This window comes from Photorhabdus sp. RM323S (genome assembly GCF_042879375.1).
GTDB lineage: Bacteria > Pseudomonadota > Gammaproteobacteria > Enterobacterales > Enterobacteriaceae > Photorhabdus > Photorhabdus tasmaniensis.
Window position 1 is genome coordinate 1 of sequence record NZ_JBHFKZ010000065.1, and the last position, 23,816, is coordinate 23,816.

Below are 23,816 nucleotides of genomic sequence, written 5' to 3' on the forward strand. Positions count from 1 at the left end.
GATAAAAACAACAGTTAAAACTTTATACCCATCAAATCCATCGAGTAAAAAAACAACTTCCGATAACAAGTTAACTGTCATCATCATTTAAAAACGAGAATACCAAAGCATTAAACTTTTTATATCAAAAGCGGATTTAACTTAATAAATTCAACCTTTCAAAATAACCATTAATAGTATTTAATCGAAAAATCATTAACCGTTAATCCAAAAATTGAAAAGAAATCGCACACAAAATAACATTACCCGAATAAACGGATATTAAAGCGCTTTCTCGCCAGCTATTTAACAACATCAGAAAAGATAAAAAGTGAATATAATCCGCGTTCGTTAAACATAAAACACGATATCCGATGATGATTAAACTTAACAAAAACAGGTGTTAAAAGGGATAAAAACAACGGTTAAAACTTTATACTAATTAAATCCAAAGTTGAAAAGAAATCGCATGTAAAATAACATTACCTAAATAAACGGATATTAAAGCGCTTTCTCTCCAGTTATTTAACAACATCAGAAAAGATAAAAAGTGAATATAATCCACGTTCGTTAAACATAAAACACGATATCCGATGATGATTAAATTTAACAAAAAGCAGGTGTTAAAAGGGGTAAAAACAACGGTTAAAACTTTATACTCATTAAATCCATCGAGTAAAAAAACGACTTTCGATAACAGGTTAACTGTCATCATCATTTAAAAACGCGAATACCAAAGCATTAAAGCTTTTATATCAAAAGCGGATTTAACTTAATAAATGCCACCTTTAAAAACAACCATTAATAGCATTTAATCGAAAATCATTAACCGTTAATAGCGAGTTGAAAAGAAACCCGTACATAAAAGGATATTATCCGAATAAATGAGTATTAAAGCATTTTCTCTCCGGTTATTTAACAGCGCCAATAAAGATAAAAAGTGGATATGATTAACGTTCATTAAACGTAATCCGATGATGATTAAACCTGATAAAAATCAGGTGTTAAAAAGGATAAAAACAACGATTAAAACTTTATACCCATTAAATCCATCGAGTAAAAAAACGACTTCCGATAACAGGTTTACTGTCATCATCATTTAAAAGTGAGAATGCCGCCGTATTAAATCTTTTATATCAAAAACGGGTTTAACGCAATAAATGCAATTTTTAAAAATAACCATTAATCGCATTTAATCGAAAATCATTAACCGTTAATCCGAAGTTGAAAAGAAATCGCACGAAAAATAACATTACCTGAATAAACAGATATTAAAGCGCTTTCTCGCCAGTTATTTAACAGCATCAGAAAAGATAAAAAATGAATATGATCCGCATTTATTAAACATAAAACACGATATCCGATGATGATTAAACTTAACAAAAAGCAGGTGTTAAAAGGGATAAAAACAACGGTTAAAACTTTATACTCATTAAATCCATAGAGTAAAAAAACGACTTCCGATAACAGGTTAACTGCCATCATCATTTAAAAACGCGAATACCAAAATATTAAAAATTTTAAATCATAAACTGCACCTGTTTAACCGTCGCACTCAGCACTGTTTTGCTGGCTTGTCAATCAAGCTACCGATTTATTTGATAAACAAACCATAGAACGTCAGCTAAATTATTGTCTTATTGCGCCATAGGCACCGACAATATTATCCAACCAGTTAAATGTATTGATATTTTTCCGGCGGACAAACGGGCGTTATTGTTCAATGGAATAACACCGCAGGTTATTATCCTTTAGATTGTTGTATCCATGAGCTGCCTGCGTGAAAGTATATGTATTACTTCGTTGTAATGACACCTTCAACCTTAGATATGTTGTCGGTAAGGTTAATTGCAGTGGAATACCGGTAAGTTACTGTTGCCAATATTCAATCTGCGTTGATAACCGATTTTGTAATGGCAATAGGTGCTCATTCTTATTTCCAACTAATGGCGTTATGATCACGCCGTGAGGAATGTTTGCAAAAAACCTCAACGGCGTATTTTCGCGGGTTATTCGCTATAAGCCAGTAACGTTTTCTGGCACAGTTGAGAGCGAACGCAATCTTCTTGATTAAAATAGATAACACTGACGATTTCATCATCTGAAAATCTTTCCAGTGCATCACGCAATCCTGATGTCACTCCAGCAGGCAAATCACATTGACTTATATCGCCATTTATAATCACAGTGACATTTTCCCCAAGCCGGGTCAGAAACATTTTCATCTGGTTAACCGTCACATTCTGAGCTTCATCCAAGATCACAAATGCATTTTCAAATGTTCTGCCTCGCATATAGGCAAAAGGGGAAACTTCTACTTTACCAATTTCAGGCCGCAAACAATATTGCAGAAACGATGCTCCCATGCGTTTTAATAAAACGTCGTAAACCGGCCGGAAATAAGGCGCAAATTTTTCAGCCATATCTCCGGGCAAAAAACCAAGATCTTCGTCTGCCTGTAATACAGGGCGCGTGACGATAATTCTGTCAATTTCCTTATTAATCAATGCGTCTGCGGCTATTGCTGCACTGATAAAAGTCTTACCGCAACCAGCCTCCCCACTGGCAATAATCAGCTTTTTATAGTTTATCGCTCGTATATAACGATGTTGAGTTTCAGTCCGGGGCAGAATTTCAGAAGAGTCCCGGTTATCACACGCCATACCAATGGCTTCTATACCACCGAGTTGTACCAAAGAAGTCACATTATCATCATCCCGATAACGTTGATGGCGCAAATCCCTTTTCATCATCCTTTTTGTCTCTCGACGTGATTTAATCACTGCTTTTTGTCTACTCATAGCAGTAACACCTTATCGTTGTTTTCACCCATACGGTGTCATATCACCGATACAATAACTACATTGTTTCAAATAGATATCATTTTCCTTTCAGTTCATTAGCGTTACTCGCAATTGTTTCCGTTTAGTGAAAACTAACGAATCAGTATGACAGTATAATGACAACATTTAAGTTATGATAAACAGGTCAGGGGTTCGCCATTAGAAATAATCGACAGTATTGTCTATTTATTTTTACGGGCAATTTAACCCATTGAATAATATGACTTGATATTTGCAGCGATAAATGTTCACTAATATAAGCTAATCACTTATTAGTATAGCTACTGTTAACAATTGTTGATCTATCTACTATGGTGTTGATGTATCCGGTTGCCATACGGTAAGAAAGTCATGATCTGAGATAACCCTTCTCCATCGAATAGCAACCATTTTATTAATATGCCTGCTGTTGACAACAGAGCAATATTAATTATCTCTGTTGTTAAGTACTCTTACAGTTTCCAGCTAATCGGAAGCCGACATTTTTTGCTTCAGCTTCCGTTTGAAAATAAATAGCATTCTTCTCCAAAATCGCCTTATATCCTGAACAATGGGAGAAATGATAAATTTTGCTATTGTTATTACCTTTGATTAATCCTGTATGTGACGAATCAAATGACACCCGTTTTTTCTGGCTATCTGTTTGATTAGGCTTTCCCTGCCCCTTTTTCTGCTCTGTTTGTGGAACACCGATAGCTGAATTCTTATGCCACAATTCCCATTTCCGATCACCAGTAACAAAAGGATTATGATGCCCCATAATGCCGGCAATTCGGTTATCTCTCTCCCGTTCCCATTGACTTGGTGGATATTGACGATCCCAGGCCATGAATAATTGCTGCTGCTGACGTGACATAGAAAGATTGTAACGATCGTGCATATAAAAATTGATCCGGGCAATTTGCCCTTTTACTGCATTTCGCGGTTCGAACGTGCGAGATTTAGCATCAACTTTGCTGGTACAAACACCATAATCATTCGGCTTATTCTTTGGTAACATTCCATAACTGAAATTACTGCGATCACCGTTAACCTCGCCAATGGATGGAGACAAATTATGCATATCGGATTCCATTGCCCTGAAAACCGGATCTGAGGAGACACAATTTTTCCTGCCTCCTTTTTGCCAACACTGCCGCTGATGTCCAAAAACCCAGGCAGGAACAATATGTTCCCATTCAATCCGTTCGGCCCGGGCCCGATTCTGTTGTGACCTGATTTGATAACCACACGAAGACAGATTGATACGTCCACCACTCTTCCCTGTCCATTGCCAATGACAACCACAATACAATGTTCCTGTATCTGACTTAAATTGATCATGATAAATACGATTACGCAGTTCAGTTTTAGCTTGTTCAAAAGTAACCGGAGCAGCAAAAGAAGATGCAGGAACAATTAAGCTGAAACACCCAATATAAATCGCCCAAAAATTAACTTTTCGTTTCAATGACATACCCTATTATTCAAAATATCATTTTGATCTTTCCCTTTTATGTTGCCTCATAATCGACCTATAAGACAAATATTATTTATTTGCATTTCTTCTTAAATGCTCCTTTTAAAATGAAAGACTATCTATCACCTCTTCGTGCTTAAATCTTCTGTACATACGATCAGCGAATAATGATAACCCGCAAGTTAGCTTTCGGGAAAAATCAATGGGCAATACAAGCCAGAATAAGATATAGGGCCATACGGCCCTGTATTACTACAATTTCAATTTATAACTCCAATTCATTACCATAAGAATGGGTATTCTCCATTTCTTGCTGTAATTTCTTTTGCTTCAACTTCCAGAGTGAATCTTCTGGCATTTGGATACGAATATTCAAACGACAATATTCGGGAATATCACACGGCTCCCCATCTTTGTAGAACACCTGTTTGCCATTGTCATCAATAGATTTGAGCCGCCAGTTCTGAAATTGTTCAGGTAAATGCATGTGTTGACGGTGGAAGGTTTCAATGATAATACCGCCGTTTGGTTGAACCTGATCCTTAACAAAAATCAGTTCGAGATTATTGTTATCGTGAGGCACAGAAATACCACCCTGTATACCCCAGGCACCATCAGCGTTATAGCCCAAGATATTTGATATACGGTATACACCGGCTCCCTCTTTTATAACTTCTACCCCTTCAGCTTCTTCATTAGTTGAAAATGTGCCATCAGGATAAATATCTACCATAGGGGAAGATATCTTGAGAAATCCATTAGCGTCCGGATTAGCATTCTTATCGTCCCAAAATTTGCGTGTAAGTTTATAGCCAGCATTTATGCTATCTGTACGATATGTATCACCGCCATGCATAAAAACCAGCCTGTGGCTCCATACATCCGGTATCCCCTCGCTTGATACACCACTTTTATTGCTAATTCTTAACAGGACGCCGTAATGATTAGGTGGCAACCCGTATCGAGTCAAGAACAGCGCGTTGGGGACAAACCCAGAACAACCATTATATAAATTTTCCTCCCCATCCATCCAAGCATAACGCATTGCATCATTAATTGATGCCGCTCCCACATCCAATGCATTCAGACTGATATCCCCAGTCAATGGCTTCCCATTGATCTTCCGGGTATTAGGTACTCTGTCATTAATATTTTTATTCAATGAATTTATTATTTCTTGAGCCAATTTTTGCGTAACCGCCAATGTGTCACTATTGCCAACGGCATTGGTAAGCTGAACAACCCCTTTTTGTGTTAATGAGGCAGTTGGGATTCCTGTCGTAATTTTTTGTTCTAACGCCCGATTTAATTGGGCTGCAAGTTTGGCTATATCCCCATTATCCAGAGCATCGTCGCCAGATTGTGTCGCGATAAAATTAGCTACGACAGCGGATATGGTTGACGATTGACGTAATATCTTATTTAGCAAATGAGTCGTAATATTTTCTGGTGGAAACCCTGTATGCAATCTTTGATCGTTTTCATAGTCTGCTTGACTGATTACATTCGCATTATCACTAATAGAAAAAGCTTTAAAATCATTTTTTTGACTCATACACATTCCTTAAGTTAAATAACGAGCTGTTTTTATATAATAATCATTAATAAAAAACTCAATCCTTGACAATTAAAAATATATCAAAACCACTTATATTCAATATATAAAAATTATCTTCTCTTTCTCCTTCTATTTTCATCGAGGATAAATTAGAAATTAATAATAAAATCAATTTTACGGATCAAATGATATTTAAACACCCGGTCTTCAAAGAAGAAATTTCATGGAATAAACTATTCATAACATAGTGACAAGGCTCGTTTTTATACGAAACTTTGTTAAATCAAAGCGCTACCTAAAAAATCAGCGCTTTGTCAATAATCTGAGGATTGTAAAGCTTTAACGCTATTACTCTTACGGCTTTTCAGGCCAATTAATGTCTGGCACCGATGAAACATCAACCCGATGCAGTAATACCAAATACTTTTTCCAATCTAGCAATAAAGTTTTTTCCGCTTCCGATGCCATTTCAGTTTCAACTGCATATTGCAATACAGTGATGGCTTCATCAGCTTGCCGACGGAAAATAATACGTTGTTGTTCAGCCTGTTTAATTTGACTGGCTTTTTGCGCTTCAATATCCGTTACCCACTTTTCGCCGTCCCATTGATCAAAATCAGTGGCCGGTTGCTTGAATGTCAATATTTCTGGCAATTCACCCAGGTCAATCACGTCTTGTTGTACACGAGTTTGCGTGTTGTAAACGGTTTTACCTCGGTAGTTAGGTACGATTTCCCAGTGACTTCCGTCCTCACTGCGACGCACAGCCATATCATCAGAATCGGGAAGGTCTGGCGCATCCAAATAAGAATGTGCAGACAAACCTACACCTTCCGCAACATATTCGAAATCAGTCCCAGAGAATGCTCTCAAAGATGAATCAGCATGATAAACCTTTATCCAACCGGCTCGAATCGCTAATCCATCTTGACCTAATATGGCGGTTTCGGAATCTAAAATATCTTCTTGTGTCATCATTATTATTCTGCCCTTACGATGTAGTTAAATGCAATATTACGAGGTCTTGTTTCATGGCTTGTCCTGGCAACCCGTGCCGCGTCAAATATGGTTTTACAGCAAATACTGTTATTCTCGGCTCCATATACCCCCTGGACAACGCCTCCATCGGCAAAAACACCTGTGCTAGTTACTGCTATTTCATTATCTCCCAGAAATGAACCGTTTAAATCTTGTAGAGCATCACTCTGGTTTGTCAGAAGTACTCTATTCCCATCAACACCTCTGCCATCATCCCAACCACGAATAAACTCACCTCTTAAATCAGGTAATCTACCATTAGGATAGGCTTCAGCTAATTTCGGGTACTGTAATTTATTAAAAGCTGAACCGTTACATGTGAAATACCTTTCCATTCACTTTCCGGGTATTGGATACTTTACTATTAATATTTTCACTCAATGTATTTATTATTTCTCGGGCCAGTTTTTGTGTCACTGCTAATGTGTCATTATTGCCAATCTCATTTGTCAGTTGAACAATACCTTTTTGTATTAATGAGGCACTCGGGATTTTTGTTGCGATTTTTTGCTCTAACGCCCGATTTAATTGGACAGTGATTTTATCTATATCACTATCATCCAAAACATCATCACCCAATTGTGTCGCAATAAAGTCAGCCACGACAGATGCTATTGTTGACGACTGTCTTAATGCCTTATTTAACACATGAGTAGCAATATTTTCTGGTGGAAACCCTGTATGTAAACTTTGGCTCTCTTCATATCTTTCTTGACTGACTACATTCGCATTATTACCAATAGAAAAAGCTTTAAAATCATTTTTTGGATTCATATACTTCCCCCAAAATAAGTAACACTCTTTATAATAAAAATATTAAATTATTGTACAGGTGATTTATCTCAATTGACGTCAATAATAGTCTAACTCATAAGATGAATAATGAAACATCCTTAAAACTAAAAGGATTAATTATTTCTATATAATGAGTAAAAAACAAATTGATTAATATCTGGTAATTATTATTTACTCCCAATTCATTCCTTGCTGTAACTTATCTGGAAATATCCTTTGACTTTGCTGTGTCATACAAAAAGATTATTATAATATAATCACATCATCATATAGTTATATTCGATTATATTACTGGAGAAGAGTGGGATCGGGTACTTGCTAAAAAATAAATCCGATTTTCAATCCTGGAAATATATCTGGAAACACGATGAAAAAGGCCACGCTATAGCATGGCCTTAAAGCAAAGTAACTCCATTAGTAAAAGTCATTGTTTTTCAGCAAGCAGTAACCTGTAGATTACACCACCTACAATCCCGCCAATAATCGGCATAACCCAGAATAGCCATAATTGCTCTAAAGCCCAGGTATTCTGGAATATAGCAACAGCAGTGCTTCGTGCCGGGTTAACTGAGGTGTTTGTAACAGGAATACTGACCAAGTGAATTAAAGTCAACGCCAAACCTATTGCTAATGGCGCAAAACCCGCATAGGCTCGTTTATCTGTTACACCAATAATGACAATCAGGAAAATAGCCGTCAAAACAACTTCAGCAATAATAGCTGACTGAAGTGAAAATCCACCAGGTGAATGCTCACCATAACCATTGGATGCAAAACCACTGGCTGTCACATCAAAACCAGCCTGTCCGCTGGCAATAACATACAACACAGTTGCCGCAAGAATACCGCCTATAACTTGAGAAATAATATAAGGAATAATTTCTGCGGCCCTAAAACGTCCCCCCGCCCAAAGGCCAATTGTCACCGCAGGATTAAAATGCCCACCAGAAATATGCCCTACCGCATACACCATCGCCACAATGGTTAAACCAGATGCTAAAGAGACACCGACAAAACCAATACCTAATTCAGGAAATCCAGCAGCTAATACAGCACTACCGCATCCCCCGAAAACCAGAACGAATGTCCCAAGCAATTCAGCCGTTAGTTTTTTTAACATATTTTATCCTCACTCAGTTATCGAATAGAGTCACCTTACTGGAATTAACTATAGCTAATAAATAAAAATCACGCTTATTTTTGACATTACCACATAAGTTGCTGATTGATTAGATATATTTATGACATATTCACTTTAAACACAATATTCAATGTAGAATTTGCCCTATCGGATCAACTTTTCGATAAAATATGGATAATTTAAAATCAATTATCTCCAGAATAAGCTCAACATTCTTTTTAAAATATAAAAATCCGGTGTAGAATATAGACACCGGATTATCACATAAGTATTGAATAGCCCAATATATATTAAACAATGGGTACAATACAGAAGATAGCCTTTTCACTACTAAATAAATAACTCACCTGACTACCAAAACTGAAATATTCGCATATCCGACAATGCCTGAGGCGTTTGAGCCTAATAAATGTGTCGAAATATTAGGTCGTCTGGAACCAATGATAATTAAATCGGCTTTAATCTCATTCGCTGTTGATAATACTTTGTCCCTTGGTGATCCAAAAGCGACAGAGAAAGAGACCCGCTCTTTTGGTAAGTCTATTTTTTCAGCAACTGTTGCCAGTTCTTCTTCTGATCTTGCAATAGATTTCTTGGCAAAAGAGTTGATCAAGTCATAATGATAACTATAACTAACTGAAAATCTCGGTACATCAGGAATGGAATGGAAAAGATGTATATTGGCATCAGACAATTTAGCCAAATACTCTGCATGTGCGATCGCTTTATCGGTCAATTCATCTTCTGAAATTTCCACCGGTACTAAAATAGTCTTGTACATATGCACTCCTATATTTATATACCAAACCGAACTACTTTAATGAGTATATAAAATATTCCATTATTTGCTGTGAGTTGTTTAACTAAATCAAACAAATTACTGAATAACTCATTTTTCATTACTCAGCATCAAGATGCCATTTGTGTAATATTCGGTGGATGAAAGGTGTTACAACAAGCCCTAAAGTAATCAAGAACACACTTTCCAGAAATAACCCATATATCGCAATAAAATATTTACCAAGCAAACTAACAGGAGCAGGATCTAACCCCTGTGCTCCAAGCATAGATAAGGCGTTGAGCAAAGACTCAGAAAATGAGTGCCCTTCTATCAGGTAAAACCCCAGCACACCCGGAATTATCCCAATAAAGAAAAATGTGGCAGCGATAAGGTAAAAACGCGTCACTCGCCATAGAAAATGATCCAGACGAATCAGTTTATCAGTAAATTTTTCCATAATTATTTCATCCGCAATAATTCTGCACAGTTACATGCAATCTCAATGAAAATGAAGCTAGATCAAGCTTTACTAAACAGCTTTAACTCATGGTAAGCCATACTAAGATGGCTTACCAATTTATCCAATTAAGAGCCCATCCCATTAAGGCTATTTTATTTACTACTTTGTCAAAAAGAGCGAATCACTCCTCACGTATTCTGTGTACGCCCCAGTTTTTTGAACACTGTCTATGCTCACTGTTCATCCACAAGAATAGTCTGCAACAATTACGCCTACTGGGATAGGCTCTAAATTTCAGCTATCTTACCTGATAACCAAAACAGATATTTTCGAGTATTTGACAACGCCTGCTGCATTAGATCCTAATAAATGCGTTGTGATATTGGGTCTCCTTGAGCCAATAATAATAAGATCAGCATTAATTTCTATAGCCGTTGCGGTTATTTCGTCTCTTGGTGAACCAAATGCAATAGAATAGGATAGCTTATCATCAGGAATATCCATCGTATCAAGCAGCATTTTTAAATCATCTTCTGCTTTAATCGTCGCTTTATCCCTAATTTCCTCATATCCTAATGAATATGCATTAACAATCGCCGATGAGATTGGCAACACATGAAGTATATGGAGCTGCGCACCCGTTTCTTTAGCTAAAGACAGTGCATGATTAACAGCTTTACTCGTTAGTTCATCTTCTGAAATATCTACCGGTACTAAAATAGTTTTGTACATATGCACTCTCCTATATTTACATACCAAACCAGACTACTACATTTAGTATACTCTATATCCTGTTAATTACGATGAGTTATTTAACCGAACGAAAACAGTGATAAAAAGAAAAACGCTTATAAAAGTAAAAATCAATCATCATGATAATAATAAATCTATTACTGTTTGTCATCAACGATTATAGATTAAGGATTTTTCACCTATCATGCCTGTTTATCTGTCCTTTCTCTATCGCGTTTTAAGAACCGAAGCCAACAACATTTTTAAATATGTCACTTCTGTTGCCAGGATTTCGGTATCGGAAGATGAAGCCAAATCAATGTTACTCATAGTCGTTACCTACTTAAGTATTAATTACGTCATGAAAATAATAATTATACCGCATAATTCATCCCCTATTTTTATACATTCGGTAAATACATCTACAAAAAAATGTTAATACATCGTTAAAATTATTTATTTTATCCCTATTTTCGCAGTTATTAATTCTATGATAATCAGAATATGCGGAATGTTATTGTTGTAAATAAATAATACATGTTGTTATATAAGATAATTCTCTTTTGTCTTTGATAGATATAAGTATAATATTCACATTCCTGATGAATTTTTGGGATAATTTATCTATTCTATTGTTTTATATAATTTTTACTAAAAATCAAAAAATAGATTACTGAAGTTCACTCTTCTGAAACAAATTTAATTCACAAGCAATATCAATGAAAGCTCATGTATGAGCATAGGGCCAGTTGGAGATACTTTTTTGATAAATGTTTTGTTAGTCGATGATCATGAATTGATCAGAGTTGGTGTAAAACGTATTCTTGATGACGTGAAAGGGATAACAGTTACAGGAGAAGTCAATTGTGGTGAAGACGCGATAAAATGGTGCCGGACGAATAAAGTAGATATTGTGTTGATGGATATGAATATGCCAGGTATTGGTGGCCTGGAGACAACAAAAAGAATCCTGCGTTACCATCCCGATGTCCGGGTAATTATGTTGACTATCTATACTGAAAATCCATTGCCGATGAAGGTGATGCAGGCAGGTGCCAGAGGGTATCTCAGTAAAGCCTCTACCCCCCTGGATATGGTCAACGCGATTCGTACGGTTAATGCTGGGCAGCGCTATATCGCACCCGATATTGCACAGCAGATGGCCCTTAGCCAAATTAACCCACAGACAGATAATCCACTCAGTTGCCTGTCTGATCGTGAATTACAGATTATGCTGATGATCACAAAAGGACAAAAAGTGAGTGATATTTCTGAACAATTGAACCTCAGCCCAAAAACCGTCAATAGCTATCGCTATAGAATGTTTAGTAAACTCAATATCAGCGGTGATGTAGAATTAACACATGTGGCAATACGTTATGGGCTGTTCGACACAGAGAGTCTGTTAAATAGTGACGGAACAATTTGATTCAAAAACATTTTTAAAAACAGTAACCAGTCAGCCTGGTGTTTATCGTATGTATGACACCTCGGGAACGGTTATTTATGTCGGTAAAGCTAAGGATTTAAAAAAGCGGCTTTCCAGTTATTTTCGGGCGCAGGTCGCCAGCCGTAAAACCGAATCGCTGGTCAAAAACATTGCTCAAATAGATGTAACTGTCACACATACAGAAACCGAAGCGTTGTTGCTGGAGCATAATTACATCAAGCTTTATCAGCCCCGATATAACGTTTTACTGCGAGATGACAAATCTTATCCTTACATTTTTCTCAGCGCAGATAAACACCCGCGGCTGGCAATGTATCGGGGCGCTAAACATGCTAAAGGCGAATACTTTGGCCCATTTCCAAGCTCTTATGCGGTACGTGAATCATTAATCTTACTGCAAAAACTTTTTCCTATCCGCCAATGTGAGGACAGTGTCTACCGTAATCGCTCCAGACCATGCCTTCAATATCAAATTGGCCGATGTCTTGGACCTTGCGTTAACGGGTTGGTAAGTGAAGAAGAATATCAACAACAAGTTGATTATATTCGTCTGTTCCTTTCAGGCAAAGATCAGCAAGTTTTAACCAAATTGATTAGCCGAATGGAAGAAGCCAGCCAGCAACTGAAGTTTGAAGATGCTGCAAGATATCGCGATCAAATTCAAACCGTTCGTCAGGTCACTGAGAGACAATTTGTTTCAGGCACAGACGACGACCTGGATGTTATCAGCATTGCATTTGACGCGGGCATGGCTTGTCTGCATGTCCTGTTTATACGTCAGGGCAAAGTACTGGGGAGCCGAAGTTATTACCCTAAAATACCGGCCGGGACAAAACCCGACGAGATTGTGCAAACATTCCTTGGTCAATTTTATTTACAAGGCAGCCAAAACCGGACTTTGCCATCAGAAATCTTGCTGGATTTTGCTCTGCAAGAGAAAGATATTTTATCTGATTCTTTATCTGAAATATCTGGTCGAAAAATTCATATTCAAACCCGCCCTCGCGGAGACAGGGCCCGTTATCTGAAACTCGCCCGGACAAATGCAGCAACAGCGTTGGTTACCCGCTTATCTCAACAATCCACTATTCACCAAAGACTAGGATCTCTTGCTCATTTAGTTCAGTTGGCAAAAATTCATAGAATGGAATGTTTTGATATCAGTCACACTATGGGGGAACAAACTGTTGCATCTTGTGTTGTTTTTGACAGTAATGGCCCACTGCGTTCTGAATATCGGCGCTATAATATTAATGGCATCACGCCCGGTGATGATTACGCTGCCATGAATCAAGTATTGCGCCGTCGATACGGAAAGGCATTGGATGAATCAAAAATTCCCGACATTATTTTTATTGATGGCGGTAAAGGGCAGTTAGCTCAGGCAATAGAGGTATTCCAGTCTCTTGATGTTGAATGGGACAAAACACGCCCTCAATTGATAGGCGTTGCCAAAGGAAGTGATCGCAAAGCCGGGCTTGAAACGCTATTTTTCGCGGCAGAAGGTGAAGGTATGGCATTGCCACCGGACTCACCTGCTCTGCATGTGATTCAGCACATCCGTGACGAATCACATAACCATGCGATAACGGGGCACCGCCAGCGGAGAGATAAAGTGAGAAAAACCAGTACGCTGGAATCTATTGCCGGTGTTGGTCCAAAACGCCGGCAAATGTTACTGAAATATATGGGAGGATTACAGCCTTTACGCAACGCAAGTGTCGAAGAGATCGCAAAAGTACCGACTATTTCCTATGCATTAGCAGAAAAAATCCATAATGCATTGAAACACTAGGTGCATTGATGCACCATACTTATAAATTCCACTATAGCCAGATAGTTAAGAAGCACTATGCAATTAAATATACCAACATGGCTCACCCTATTCCGTATCGCCCTGATCCCATTTTTTGTTCTGGCATTTTATTTGCCATTCAAATGGGCGCCGATGGTCTGTGCCATAATTTTTGTTGTCGCTGCAGCGACAGACTGGTTTGACGGTTTTCTTGCCCGCCTTTGGAAGCAGACTACTCGCTTTGGCGCATTTCTTGATCCTGTCGCTGACAAAATCATGGTTGCTGCCGCATTAGTATTGGTTTCCGAGCATTATCATACATGGTGGATAACACTCCCGGCTGCAACCATGATAGCACGTGAAATTATCATCTCTTCTCTCAGGGAATGGATGGCTGAATTAGGAAAGCGCAGTAACGTTGCTGTTTCCTGGATGGGTAAGGTAAAAACGACAGCACAGATGGCGGCGTTAATTGCCTTATTATGGCGCCCTAATTTTGAATTCGAACTGGGTGGATTCATATTACTTTATGTTGCTACAGTGATGACATTTTGGTCAATGTTTCAATATGTCAACGCGGCGTGGTCTGATTTGCGTGAAACTTGATCTAAGTGACGTAAAAATCATCGAACAAACACATCCTAACAATAATTGTGTTGACTCAATACGTGAAATAAGTAGAATGCAACGCATCGAACGGCATGTAAGATTTACAAAAACAAATAAGTAAATCAGTCAGTTCGAAGCGGTGCGGGAATAGCTCAGTTGGTAGAGCACAACCTTGCCAAGGTTGGGGTCGCGAGTTCGAGTCTCGTTTCCCGCTCCAAGTTACTAGTTAGGATAAATGATTGGTAACTTAATCGCTGATAAGTAAGGCGCGTTGGCAGAGTGGCCATGCAGCGGATTGCAAATCCGTTAACCTCGGTTCGACTCCGGGACGCGCCTCCAAATTCAGCCCAGGTGGTGAAATCGGTAGACACAAGGGATTTAAAATCCCTCGGCTGTAAGGCTGTGCGGGTTCAAGTCCCGCCCTGGGCACCAAATAAAAACTTGCTGTAAAACAGTGAGTTAGGGAAAAGAAAAGGCCACCGCAAGGGGGCTTTTTTGTTTTCTCCGATGACATGAAAATGGTGAAGTGGCGGCAGAATGGCGGCACTTTGGCGGCACTGGTTATATATACACTATTACTTTTATTAAAAATAAATGGTAATCAGTAGCGAGATTTATTTTTATTTTGTGTCCCAATATTGACCACAGTTAAATAACAAAAAACCCCAGAAATCTGGGGTTGGTCCTTATCATTCCATTTTTCCTGCTTTTAGGTTTTCTGAGTTTGTCCAAATATCATAAAATTCCCCAGAGACGTAAATTTTTACATGTGCAACACCCGACGTCCAACCTTGGGAGACAACTTTTTCAATCGGAGTCCCTTCTTTTAAAAACAAACAGTCAGATTTCATGATTTTTTCATATGCCGCCGTATCGTTGTGCTCAATAATGCTAGATAATCTATCAAATGCATCCTCAGATATGCATGCAGGATATTTGCCACTGATGTAAGCGGCGTTTGCGGTAGCAACAGTACCCAATGAAATTACCACTGCTAACAAAATCTTCTTCATTAATATGACTCCTATTGTGACTAAATAAATATTTAGTAGATCATACTCTGGCATATTGATTAAAAACCAAACCCCATTTGATCATCACCGTAGTGACTGGCCGGAAATGCCATTTTGGGTAATTTAAAATTGGGTGGCAATTCTTGTTGATTGGGTGTACAGAGATAGCGCTCAACAGTGGTGATTGTTGTAAACGTACAGCCGCATAGCAGATTTTGGCATTGATGATAGCTGCGACGAGTTTCTTCACTCATCATTTCACTGGTGCGGGTTTTTGCTACAGCATTGCAGCGGGGACATATAAACGCCATGATATCAGCCCTCTAATCAGGGGTTTGCTTAATATAAGCATATCACGATTTATTACTATTTTTGCTATTTTCGTCACCCGCGATCATTTCTGTATTCTTAATTTTTAATTCAAGTTCCAGAGAAGTTGTATAGCCACTGTCATCGATATTATGTACCACTCTGGTTATGACCCATTCTGATGAATCAATCACCGTTTTAAAGCCTAGCACCTGAGCATACAGATCGGGATAGATATCAGGCCGGCCCCTGGCAAGAGTGATACCGAACTCAGCGGCTCCGCGTTGCAGAGTGGCCCATTTTGCCGCCGCGGCACGCCTGGCTGTGCGTTCAGTCTTGAATGTCTGGCGCATAACGTACACATTTCCCTCCGCGCCCTCCAAATAATCCCCTTCTTTTTTACTTGATGCAGGGGCCTTGGTTTTTCTGGGCTTTCTGGATCTGCGCTTGCGCTTCATTGTTGTTGCGGGTTTTTTACCGAAATTTAAATCTAACCAAAATGCTTTAATTCCGGTATAAGCGTCGCGGTCTGCCAGGCTAAAATTATGCTTATCACCACTCTCGCGGGTGATGGTAATAACCGGCAAGGGTTTACCGCTGCGAGAAACGCCCTGGCCGGGGACAATAAACAGCAACATGCCATTTTTGATTGTCGCAATCGCGCCGAGCATTTCAGCCATCCGGCTTAAGAAACTAATATCAGACTCGTTGGTCTGATCGGCATGGCCAATTTCAATATTCATCAACTGACGACTGACGCCGGGCTTTAAATTGTATCTGCTGGCAATCGCACTGACGACTTTTGCAACTGTGATATCATGCCAACTGTACTCTCGTTTGACATTGAATTCTTGTCTAAAGTCTGCGGACCTAGCTGTCACAGTTAATTGGTCCGGTGGTCCACTATGGCTTATTTCATCGACGGTGAAAAAGCCTTTATGTATAAGCGGCTCTCCCTGCCAGCCAATCGCAACAGAAATCTCGACGCCGCGCGGGGGTAATGCGACTTTACCGTCTGAGTCATCAATAACAAGCTCAAGCGTGTCCGCTTCAAACCCCCGGTTATCAGTCAATGAGAGTGAAATCAGTCGGTCATTTAGCGTGGTGATTTGCTGACCGCCAATCATCAGATCAAAAGCGGGTTGCTTAACGTATTCACTCGCCATTAAATTATCCAGAAAACTCATTACCCACCTGATGCCAATTTATTTCAGCTCATCATTGCCGCGCACACGCGCGTAGACAATTGGCGGGTGTTGTCGCGGTTCCACGACACGCAGCACAGCATGATTTTCTGTTGCCGAGCTATCACTATAGCAACATGTTTAATCATGAGAGTAAAAGCCATGGCCGCTTTTCATCACGGGGTTTCTGTTACAGAAACCACCAAACTCAGTACGCTAATCCGTGACATTGATACGTCAATTATTGGCGTGGTTTGCATTGCTGACGATGCCGATCCCGAGACATTCCCACTTGATACACCGGCATTAGTAACGCGCATTAACAGTGTGATTGGTAAAGCTGGAAAAACCGGGACGCTGTATACCACGCTGAAAGCCATTTCTGATCAGTGCAGTCCGAAAGTGATTGTTATCCGGGTTGCCGATGCCGAAAAACAGAAGTCGGGTGAAGATGCCAAAACACAAGATCAATTGGTGATAGGCGGCGTTGGTACCGATGGGCGTTATACCGGCCTGTATGCATTGCTAACAGCCGAATCTAACGTGGGTGAGCATCCACGGATTTTAGCGGCTCCCGGACTTGATACGCAGCCCGTCGCGGCTCAATTAGCGATATTCGCGGAGAAACTGCGGGCGTTCGCTTACATCGGTGCGAATGGCAATAAAACCCTTGCTGATGTGAAGAAGTATCGCGAAAACTTCAATCAACGTGAGCTCATGGTGATTTATCCCGATTTCATTACTTACAACAGCCAGTCAGGAAAAAATGAAACCATTCCGTCTACAGCTTTCGCTTTGGGGTTGCGGGCGCGTATTGATGCCGATCAAGGGTGGCATAAATCGCTGTCAAACGTTGCTATTAATGGCGTTCTCGGTATCTCGGCTGATATTTGGTGGACACTCCAAGGCGCGGACACTGATGCAAATGATCTCAATAGTAAAGGTGTAACCACGCTAATTAAACGTGACGGTTTCCGCTTTTGGGGCAATCGCACATGCGACAGTGAAACCTACTTTTTTGAAGTCTATACCCGCACCGCGCAGATACTGGCAGATATGATTGCCGAAGCCCATTTTGCTTACATTGATAAAACATTAACCCCGTCACTCATCAAAGATGTTATTGACGGCATCAATCGTAAAGGGGCGCAACTTGTCACCGAAGGTAAATTGCTGGGTTTTGAATGCTGGTATGACCCGGTAGACAATCCGAAAGAAAATCTGCGGGATGGTAAAGCCCACATTCGCTACAAATACACACCAGTACCACCGCTGGAAAATTTGCAACTGACGCAGACGTTCACTGACGAGTATTTCGCTGTCTTTAATCAGTTGAGCTAAGAGGAAAATACTATGGGTATGCCGAAAAAACTTTTTCTATTTGATACTTACATTAATGGTCAAACGTATTTAGGGCAAGTTGAAGAAGTCACTACCCCAAAGCTGACACTGAAAACCGAAGATTATCAAGGGGCCGGAATGCCGGGATCGGTTGCTGTACTTATTGGGATGGACTCCGGGGCTCTCGACATGGACGTAACGATGGGCGGCATTGAGGCATCACTACTAAAAACATGGGGCGGCACGCTTGACAGTCTGCAATTGCGCTTCGCGGGTTCTTATTACGATGACGCAACCGGGCAAACTATCGCGTGTGAAATTCAGACACGCGGCCGTTTTACGGAACTGGACTGGGGTTCTGCAAAAGCCGGTGACAACACGCAGCATAAATACACGCTGAAAAACACGTATTGCAAAGTCACGATTGATAACAGTGAAGTGTTCGAAGTCGATATGTTGAACCTGGTTTGGAAAGTCGACGGCAAAGACTTACTTGAACAACACCGGGCCAATATCGGCCATTAATCTACTCATCTACTTAAAATCAATGGCCGTAATTACTAGCCAATTGCAGGAGATTGAACCATGTCAAAAACCATTACACTTTCAGAGCCCTTAGAGCGTCACAACGGGGAAACTATTACACAGGTCACGATCACTGATACGATGAAGCAAGTCGGAGCGTTGCGTGGACTAAAATTGTATGACGTCATGACCAGTGATGTGAACTCGCTTATTACTCTGTTACCCCGTGTGACACAGCCGCGTTTGACAGAAGCGGAAATTAGTAGCATGGGTATTCAGGATTTCACACAACTGGCGAGCGGTGTTGCTGATTTTTTAGCGCCGAGCTCGGAAGCCGATGGGACGCAGGAACAGGGAAAAGAGTAATCCCCTGCCCGTTTGTAGAGACAGATGAAATCATTGCGGATATCGCGACGGTTTTTCACTGGGCCCCGTCTGAATATGACGTTATGACCGTGCCTGAATTGCTGAAATGGCATGAACGGGCAGCCGCACGAAATGGAAATGATTCATGACAGATCGTAATCTTAATATTCGTGTGTCATTGAGCGCCGCTAATAAGCTATCCGGTCCCGTTAGTGCTGCAAGTCGTGCGGCGGCGGGGCTGGCTTCTCAAATCAAATCCACATCAGGCGACATTAAGAACCTGGCAAGTCAGGCAAAAACGTTTGACCGCTTAAGCGATGCTATTAAAAAAAACGCGGATGCCTACGACAAAGCAAAAGCCAAAGTTAAAGAGCTGGCGGCACAATTTCCGCGATTCAGGGAGCAAACCGAAGAACAGCGTAAAATTCTTGCTGCTGCCAGGCAGGAACGGGATCGCTATGGCCGCACTCTTGATAAAGAAAAACAAAAATTACAGGCGGTTGGCGCTCAGATGTACAGGCATGGTGTTTCTGTTCGTCAGAGCGATAATGCGACTGCCCAAATAACCCGTCGCACCGAAATTTACAATCAGCAATTAGCCGAGCAACAGCGGCGTTTAAACGCCGTCACACGCGCCCAGAACAACTATAGCAAAGCCAAAGAAATGCGCGGGAAACTCGCCACGGCGGGGGCCGCCGCAACGGCTGGCAGTGCGGGCATTTTATATGCCGCATCTCGCATGATAAAACCTGGTCGAGATTTTGACGTGGGGATGTCAGGTGTTCAGGCATTAACCCGTCTTGATAAAAATGATCCTCGCCTTGGGATGCTCAGAGAACAAGCCAGAGCATTGGGAGCCAGTACAGCATTTACTGCGACTGACGCGGCGGCAGGTCAGAAATTCTTAGCGATGGCGAACCTTACCCCGGAATCTATCAAGGCAGCGCTGCCCGGTGTCTTGAACATGGCATTAGCCGATGACGTGGACCTGGGGGAAGCTGCTGATATTGGCTCAAACGTGCTGACCCAGTTCAAACTTGATGCTGATCAGATGGACCGGGTGTCTGACGTTTTGACTGCCACTTTTACCCGAAGCAATACCAATTTGCGCGAGCTAGGCGAAGCCATGACCTACGCTGGGCCAATTGCTGCTAACTTAGGTATTAGCTTAGAAAGCATGGCATCAATGGCGGCAATGATGGCCGCGAATGGCATGCGAGGTAGTATGGCAGGTACGGCTTTGCGAGGGGGATTATCGCGCCTTGTTGCGCCGGTCGGCGCAGGCGCTGACGCCATGAAAGCGCTAGGCATTAAAGTCAGCGGGGCCAACGGTAAATTGCGGGATATGGGCGATATTCTAAAAGAATTGGATCAAAAACTCCGCAAATATGATCAACCCAGCCAAATCCGCATCAAAAAAGATATTTTTGGTGAGGAAGCGATGGTCGGGATGGGTGCTGTGCTAGAAGGTGCCGCAAACGGTAAATATGACGAACAGAAAAAGGCTAACGAAAATTCGAAGGGTGAAGCTGAAAAAGTTGCAAAAGTCAAAACAGATAACTTAGATGGGGATATAAAAAGTTTATCATCAGCGTGGCAAGACTTAGGTATACAGATCAAAGAAAGCGTAGATCCCGCACTACGTAGTTTAACACAGCAACTTACCGAAGTTGCCCGCAAAGTGGGTGATTGGATGAAAGCCAATCCCAAATTAACGTCTGTATTAACAATGAGCGTACTTGTTATCGGGACGTTAATTGGCGCTTTAGGAGCACTAGCGCTGGCTGCTGCTGCGGTCATTGTGCCTCTCGCTGCGATGAAACTCAGTCTATTTATGCTGACGGGGGGCGGAGGGATCGGCAAGTTAATTCCGTCAGTCGGCAGATTGACGGGGGGCTTGAAAGGGTTATTACCTTCGCTAGGTGGTGTAAGCGGAAGCGTTAAAGGTTGGGGGCCTATTTTCAAAAATAGCGGTGCGGCGCTGAGTCGTTTTGGCAGCAAACTTGCAACAAGCGGAGCAAATGGGTTTAAAGCATTATCTGGCGGAGCGTCGGCGGCAGGACGTGGGATCGTGATAGCACTCACACAGCCGATGACGGCTGTGTCTATGTTGGGTAATGGATTAAGAACTTTGGTTTCTTCTGGATTTGGTTCTCTGCTTAACATTGGTAGAACTGTATTAATAGCACTCGGAGGGGGATTATCTTTTTTATTGAGCCCTCTCGGTCTATTGATTGCCGCTGTTGTTGCGGCAGCAATATTAATCTGGAAATACTGGGAACCCATTAAAGCGTTTTTTAGCGGCTTTTTTGAGGGATTGATAAGTGGATTAGCGCCTATTAAAGAAGCCTTTAAGCCCCTCGCTCCTATTTTTGATGGCATTGCAAGTGCTGTTAAGAAAGTATGGGATTGGTTCACGAAACTATTTGAACCCGTCAATACCACATCAGAAGATTTGAAAGCGTGCACTGAAGCTGGAAAAACATTTGGGGAAATTGTCGGTGCTGCAATCAGCGCATTGATGTTACCCATCACGGCAGTAGCAAAGGGCCTCAGCTGGATATTAGAAAAATTAGGCGCAATTCCCGACGCAACAAAAGCCGCCGCTGAAGCTGCCGAAGCTATGAACAACAAACCCGTCAAGGTTTCAGACAGCACATCTAAGAAACTTGATGAAATGGGTGAAAAAGTCAAACAACTCGTCGTGCCGAAGTGGGCCAGCGGCATTCTTCCTGCACTGGGAGATAAAACAAAAGGCATTATTAATAAAGTCAAAGCCGCCGCCAGTGCTGCGGAAAAGAACAACAAACTTAAGCAAGGCACTGCTGCGACTAGTGATAACAATACACCCGCATACGGTACGCAAGTCTACACGCCTAAAGGGGATAAAAATCAGACAAATGGAGGGGCCGCAAATACATCATCGCCCGACACTACGTCACTCGCTGATGCTAATAAATTGGGTGAGATTGTCTTTAAGAACTACCCGGCAGTGACTGCGATTGATGGCGCGTATCGTGAACCCGAATTGAATGTACCGCGTGCCTCATTGTTATCTCGACTAAAAGATTCTGCGATTGGGCTTGCCAGTGCTGTGCTGCCTGAACCTCAACCGGCATTTGCTGGCATTCCGGTACCCATTGATCTAAACCGAAATAGAAATGATCAGCAAAGAACAAGTGACAATTACACTTTTGAACTGAATTTTTATGGCGTTGATATGCGTGATAGCAAAGCTTTGGGTGACTTAGTGAAAGAAAAGATACGTGAACTGATGCGAGAAACTAATACTCGTCGTCGCTCTCGTTTAACTGATCGAGATTAATTTATGATGATGATTTATGGCATGTTTGTTTTTATGTTGAATACCACACCGTACCAAACGTTAAGCCGTGAAATGGGCTGGCGGCATGTGAAAAATGATCGGGTTGGGAAATCTGCTAAGTGGCAATACATCGGTGCGGGTGAAGATAGTATTACATTAGACGGGGTACTTTATCCCGAAGTCACAGGGGGTGATATTTCTCTTGAAGCCCTGAGAACGCTTGCGTATGCCGGTCGGCCGTGGCCGTTAATTGAAGGTACCGGCATGATTTATGGCATGTTTGTGATTGAAAGCCTGAATGAAACCCGCACTGAGTTTTTCTCAGATGGTAAAGCACGAAAAATTGAATTTACGTTGTCGCTAAAAAAGGTCAGCGAAGATATCAGGGAAGGTCTAAGCAATATTACCGCTGATGATTTGCTTAATATTATCAAGTAGTGCTGCGGGCCGGGAAATATTTATATATTGTCGAGAGTGAAACATCATAAAGCATTGCTAATTCTCGACGAGTCTGTCCGCCAGATAATAATTTTTCGGCTTGCATCTGATCTGTGACTGAAAATGATACCGGCCTCCCCCCAATTCTCCCCTGAGCACGGGCAGCGGCTAACCCGGCATTTGTTCGCTCAACGATGAGTTCCCGTTCCATTTCAGCCAAGGCACTCATGACATGAAAGAAAAACCGCCCCATAGCGGTACCGGTATCAATACTGTCAGTCAGGCTTTGAAAGTGAATGCCGCGTTCTTTCAAATATGAGTTCAACGCAATAAGATTCTGAACACTGCGCCCCAGCCGATCTAACTTCCAAACAACAAGCGTATCGTCAGTACGCAAGTGCTCAAATGCCTGTTTTAAGCCCGGTCTATCTGCTGTTTTGCCACTTATTTTATCTTCGAAAATCAGCTCACAATTTGCACCAACTAACGCATTTCGCTGTAGATCGCTATTTTGGTCATTTGTTGACACACGAATATAACCAATCTTCGCCATATTGCTCCTCAATATTATGGGTATTATGGCCTGTTATTTTAACAAGAATTGTAATAACTGATTGATTATAAAAAATATTAATGATGACATTCTTAGTGATACAGAAAATGTTGCAACTTTAT

Annotated in this window: 22 protein-coding genes, 3 tRNA genes and 1 pseudogene; 12 read left to right on the forward strand and 14 right to left on the reverse strand. The window is 41.0% G+C overall.

All coding sequences use genetic code 11. The features are described 5' to 3' along the window. Positions 1 to 1,988 precede the first annotated feature (1,988 nt). From phoH to ACGF7G_RS19735, 10 genes and pseudogenes are all read right to left on the reverse strand, one after another. Complete coding sequence (phoH, locus tag ACGF7G_RS19690) at positions 1,989 to 2,780, reverse strand: phosphate starvation-inducible protein PhoH (RefSeq protein ID WP_387467742.1); 792 nt, start codon at positions 2,778 to 2,780, stop codon at positions 1,989 to 1,991. Between the two features lie 484 nt (positions 2,781 to 3,264). Then, positions 3,265 to 4,272, reverse strand: coding sequence for an endonuclease (locus ACGF7G_RS19695; protein WP_387467744.1), 1,008 nt, complete (start codon positions 4,270 to 4,272; stop codon positions 3,265 to 3,267). A gap of 274 nt (positions 4,273 to 4,546) precedes the next feature. Next, positions 4,547 to 5,836: a phage tail protein gene (locus ACGF7G_RS19700; RefSeq protein ID WP_387467745.1), complete on the reverse strand. Its 1,290-nt coding sequence runs from the start codon at positions 5,834 to 5,836 to the stop codon at positions 4,547 to 4,549. 357 nt (positions 5,837 to 6,193) lie between these two features. Then, positions 6,194 to 6,814, reverse strand: a complete 621-nt coding sequence (locus ACGF7G_RS19705; protein WP_387467775.1) for a tail fiber assembly protein — start codon at positions 6,812 to 6,814, stop codon at positions 6,194 to 6,196. Between the two features lie 5 nt (positions 6,815 to 6,819). Next, positions 6,820 to 7,651: pseudogene (locus tag ACGF7G_RS19710) on the reverse strand (phage tail protein). Between the two features lie 445 nt (positions 7,652 to 8,096). Beyond that, complete coding sequence (gene aqpZ / locus ACGF7G_RS19715; protein WP_133815715.1) at positions 8,097 to 8,792, reverse strand: aquaporin Z; 696 nt, start codon at positions 8,790 to 8,792, stop codon at positions 8,097 to 8,099. A 364-nt stretch (positions 8,793 to 9,156) separates the two neighbouring features. Beyond that, positions 9,157 to 9,594, reverse strand: coding sequence for a universal stress protein (locus tag ACGF7G_RS19720; protein WP_133815716.1), 438 nt, complete (start codon positions 9,592 to 9,594; stop codon positions 9,157 to 9,159). Between the two features lie 118 nt (positions 9,595 to 9,712). Continuing rightward, on the reverse strand, positions 9,713 to 10,051 hold the full coding sequence (locus ACGF7G_RS19725) for a hypothetical protein (protein ID WP_133815717.1): 339 nt from the start codon (positions 10,049 to 10,051) through the stop codon (positions 9,713 to 9,715). A 306-nt stretch (positions 10,052 to 10,357) separates the two neighbouring features. After that, positions 10,358 to 10,786: a universal stress protein gene (locus tag ACGF7G_RS19730; protein ID WP_387467748.1), complete on the reverse strand. Its 429-nt coding sequence runs from the start codon at positions 10,784 to 10,786 to the stop codon at positions 10,358 to 10,360. Between the two features lie 228 nt (positions 10,787 to 11,014). Further along, positions 11,015 to 11,116, reverse strand: a complete 102-nt coding sequence (locus ACGF7G_RS19735) for a DUF2594 family protein (RefSeq protein ID WP_387467750.1) — start codon at positions 11,114 to 11,116, stop codon at positions 11,015 to 11,017. 433 nt (positions 11,117 to 11,549) lie between these two features. Here ACGF7G_RS19735 and uvrY point away from each other — a divergent pair, with 433 nt between their 5' ends. The 6 genes from uvrY (at position 11,550) to ACGF7G_RS19765 (ending at position 15,072) form a co-directional block, all read left to right on the forward strand. After that, the gene (gene uvrY, locus ACGF7G_RS19740; protein ID WP_133815719.1) at positions 11,550 to 12,215 is read left to right on the forward strand and encodes a UvrY/SirA/GacA family response regulator transcription factor; all 666 of its coding nucleotides are present in this window, start codon (positions 11,550 to 11,552) and stop codon (positions 12,213 to 12,215) included. Continuing rightward, positions 12,199 to 14,031 carry an excinuclease ABC subunit UvrC gene (gene uvrC, locus ACGF7G_RS19745; RefSeq protein ID WP_387467753.1) on the forward strand — a complete coding sequence of 611 codons (1,833 nt, stop codon included), beginning with the start codon at positions 12,199 to 12,201 and terminating at the stop codon, positions 14,029 to 14,031. The genes uvrY and uvrC overlap by 17 nt, the downstream gene beginning before the upstream one ends. A gap of 57 nt (positions 14,032 to 14,088) precedes the next feature. After that, a complete protein-coding gene (gene pgsA, locus ACGF7G_RS19750) occupies positions 14,089 to 14,637 on the forward strand; it encodes a CDP-diacylglycerol--glycerol-3-phosphate 3-phosphatidyltransferase (protein WP_387467755.1) in 549 nt (182 codons plus the stop codon). A 144-nt stretch (positions 14,638 to 14,781) separates the two neighbouring features. Beyond that, a tRNA-Gly gene (locus ACGF7G_RS19755) sits at positions 14,782 to 14,857 on the forward strand. Positions 14,858 to 14,905: 48 nt separating this feature from the next. Next, positions 14,906 to 14,979 (forward strand) — tRNA-Cys (locus ACGF7G_RS19760). A 6-nt stretch (positions 14,980 to 14,985) separates the two neighbouring features. Beyond that, a tRNA-Leu gene (locus tag ACGF7G_RS19765) sits at positions 14,986 to 15,072 on the forward strand. 257 nt (positions 15,073 to 15,329) lie between these two features. Here the strand turns inward: ACGF7G_RS19765 and ACGF7G_RS19770 are convergent. From ACGF7G_RS19770 to ACGF7G_RS19780, 3 genes are read right to left on the reverse strand one after another with little or no spacing between them, the layout of a single operon-like run. Beyond that, positions 15,330 to 15,653 carry a hypothetical protein gene (locus tag ACGF7G_RS19770; RefSeq protein ID WP_387467757.1) on the reverse strand — a complete coding sequence of 108 codons (324 nt, stop codon included), beginning with the start codon at positions 15,651 to 15,653 and terminating at the stop codon, positions 15,330 to 15,332. 59 nt (positions 15,654 to 15,712) lie between these two features. After that, positions 15,713 to 15,964, reverse strand: a complete 252-nt coding sequence (locus ACGF7G_RS19775) for an ogr/Delta-like zinc finger family protein (RefSeq protein WP_387467759.1) — start codon at positions 15,962 to 15,964, stop codon at positions 15,713 to 15,715. A gap of 42 nt (positions 15,965 to 16,006) precedes the next feature. Then, a complete protein-coding gene (locus ACGF7G_RS19780) occupies positions 16,007 to 17,149 on the reverse strand; it encodes a phage late control D family protein (RefSeq protein WP_387467761.1) in 1,143 nt (380 codons plus the stop codon). Positions 17,150 to 17,293: 144 nt separating this feature from the next. Here ACGF7G_RS19780 and ACGF7G_RS19785 point away from each other — a divergent pair, with 144 nt between their 5' ends. The 6 genes from ACGF7G_RS19785 (at position 17,294) to ACGF7G_RS19810 (ending at position 23,141) form a co-directional block, all read left to right on the forward strand. Next, positions 17,294 to 18,487 (forward strand): phage tail sheath subtilisin-like domain-containing protein, encoded by a 1,194-nt coding sequence (locus ACGF7G_RS19785; protein ID WP_387467763.1) that lies wholly within the window; start codon positions 17,294 to 17,296, stop codon positions 18,485 to 18,487. 12 nt (positions 18,488 to 18,499) lie between these two features. Continuing rightward, positions 18,500 to 19,012 (forward strand): phage major tail tube protein, encoded by a 513-nt coding sequence (locus ACGF7G_RS19790; RefSeq protein WP_387467765.1) that lies wholly within the window; start codon positions 18,500 to 18,502, stop codon positions 19,010 to 19,012. Between the two features lie 60 nt (positions 19,013 to 19,072). After that, positions 19,073 to 19,378 carry a phage tail assembly protein gene (locus ACGF7G_RS19795; RefSeq protein ID WP_387467767.1) on the forward strand — a complete coding sequence of 102 codons (306 nt, stop codon included), beginning with the start codon at positions 19,073 to 19,075 and terminating at the stop codon, positions 19,376 to 19,378. Between the two features lie 83 nt (positions 19,379 to 19,461). Continuing rightward, positions 19,462 to 19,527: a GpE family phage tail protein gene (locus ACGF7G_RS19800; RefSeq protein ID WP_387467777.1), complete on the forward strand. Its 66-nt coding sequence runs from the start codon at positions 19,462 to 19,464 to the stop codon at positions 19,525 to 19,527. Continuing rightward, positions 19,524 to 22,703 (forward strand): phage tail tape measure protein, encoded by a 3,180-nt coding sequence (locus tag ACGF7G_RS19805; protein WP_387467769.1) that lies wholly within the window; start codon positions 19,524 to 19,526, stop codon positions 22,701 to 22,703. The genes ACGF7G_RS19800 and ACGF7G_RS19805 overlap by 4 nt, the downstream gene beginning before the upstream one ends. Before the next feature lie 3 nt (positions 22,704 to 22,706). Further along, positions 22,707 to 23,141, forward strand: coding sequence for a phage tail protein (locus ACGF7G_RS19810; RefSeq protein ID WP_387467771.1), 435 nt, complete (start codon positions 22,707 to 22,709; stop codon positions 23,139 to 23,141). Here the strand turns inward: ACGF7G_RS19810 and ACGF7G_RS19815 are convergent. Beyond that, positions 23,134 to 23,694, reverse strand: coding sequence for a recombinase family protein (locus ACGF7G_RS19815; RefSeq protein WP_387467773.1), 561 nt, complete (start codon positions 23,692 to 23,694; stop codon positions 23,134 to 23,136). The two genes, ACGF7G_RS19810 and ACGF7G_RS19815, sit on opposite strands and share 8 nt — an antisense overlap. Positions 23,695 to 23,816: the final 122 nt, after the last annotated feature.

Coding starts and splice junctions, on each gene's coding strand:
- phoH (WP_387467742.1), bottom strand. CDS start 2,780: ATGAGTAGACAAAAAGCAGTGATTAAATCACGTCGAGAGACAAAAAGG.
- ACGF7G_RS19700 (WP_387467745.1), bottom strand. CDS start 5,836: ATGAGTCAAAAAAATGATTTTAAAGCTTTTTCTATTAGTGATAATGCG.
- ACGF7G_RS19705 (WP_387467775.1), bottom strand. CDS start 6,814: ATGACACAAGAAGATATTTTAGATTCCGAAACCGCCATATTAGGTCAA.
- aqpZ (WP_133815715.1), bottom strand. CDS start 8,792: ATGTTAAAAAAACTAACGGCTGAATTGCTTGGGACATTCGTTCTGGTT.
- ACGF7G_RS19720 (WP_133815716.1), bottom strand. CDS start 9,594: ATGTACAAGACTATTTTAGTACCGGTGGAAATTTCAGAAGATGAATTG.
- ACGF7G_RS19725 (WP_133815717.1), bottom strand. CDS start 10,051: ATGGAAAAATTTACTGATAAACTGATTCGTCTGGATCATTTTCTATGG.
- ACGF7G_RS19730 (WP_387467748.1), bottom strand. CDS start 10,786: ATGTACAAAACTATTTTAGTACCGGTAGATATTTCAGAAGATGAACTA.
- ACGF7G_RS19735 (WP_387467750.1), bottom strand. CDS start 11,116: ATGAGTAACATTGATTTGGCTTCATCTTCCGATACCGAAATCCTGGCA.
- pgsA (WP_387467755.1), top strand. CDS start 14,089: ATGCAATTAAATATACCAACATGGCTCACCCTATTCCGTATCGCCCTG.
- ACGF7G_RS19770 (WP_387467757.1), bottom strand. CDS start 15,653: ATGAAGAAGATTTTGTTAGCAGTGGTAATTTCATTGGGTACTGTTGCT.
- ACGF7G_RS19775 (WP_387467759.1), bottom strand. CDS start 15,964: ATGGCGTTTATATGTCCCCGCTGCAATGCTGTAGCAAAAACCCGCACC.
- ACGF7G_RS19780 (WP_387467761.1), bottom strand. CDS start 17,149: ATGAGTTTTCTGGATAATTTAATGGCGAGTGAATACGTTAAGCAACCC.
- ACGF7G_RS19785 (WP_387467763.1), top strand. CDS start 17,294: ATGAGAGTAAAAGCCATGGCCGCTTTTCATCACGGGGTTTCTGTTACA.
- ACGF7G_RS19790 (WP_387467765.1), top strand. CDS start 18,500: ATGGGTATGCCGAAAAAACTTTTTCTATTTGATACTTACATTAATGGT.
- ACGF7G_RS19795 (WP_387467767.1), top strand. CDS start 19,073: ATGTCAAAAACCATTACACTTTCAGAGCCCTTAGAGCGTCACAACGGG.
- ACGF7G_RS19805 (WP_387467769.1), top strand. CDS start 19,524: ATGACAGATCGTAATCTTAATATTCGTGTGTCATTGAGCGCCGCTAAT.
- ACGF7G_RS19810 (WP_387467771.1), top strand. CDS start 22,707: ATGATGATGATTTATGGCATGTTTGTTTTTATGTTGAATACCACACCG.
- ACGF7G_RS19815 (WP_387467773.1), bottom strand. CDS start 23,694: ATGGCGAAGATTGGTTATATTCGTGTGTCAACAAATGACCAAAATAGC.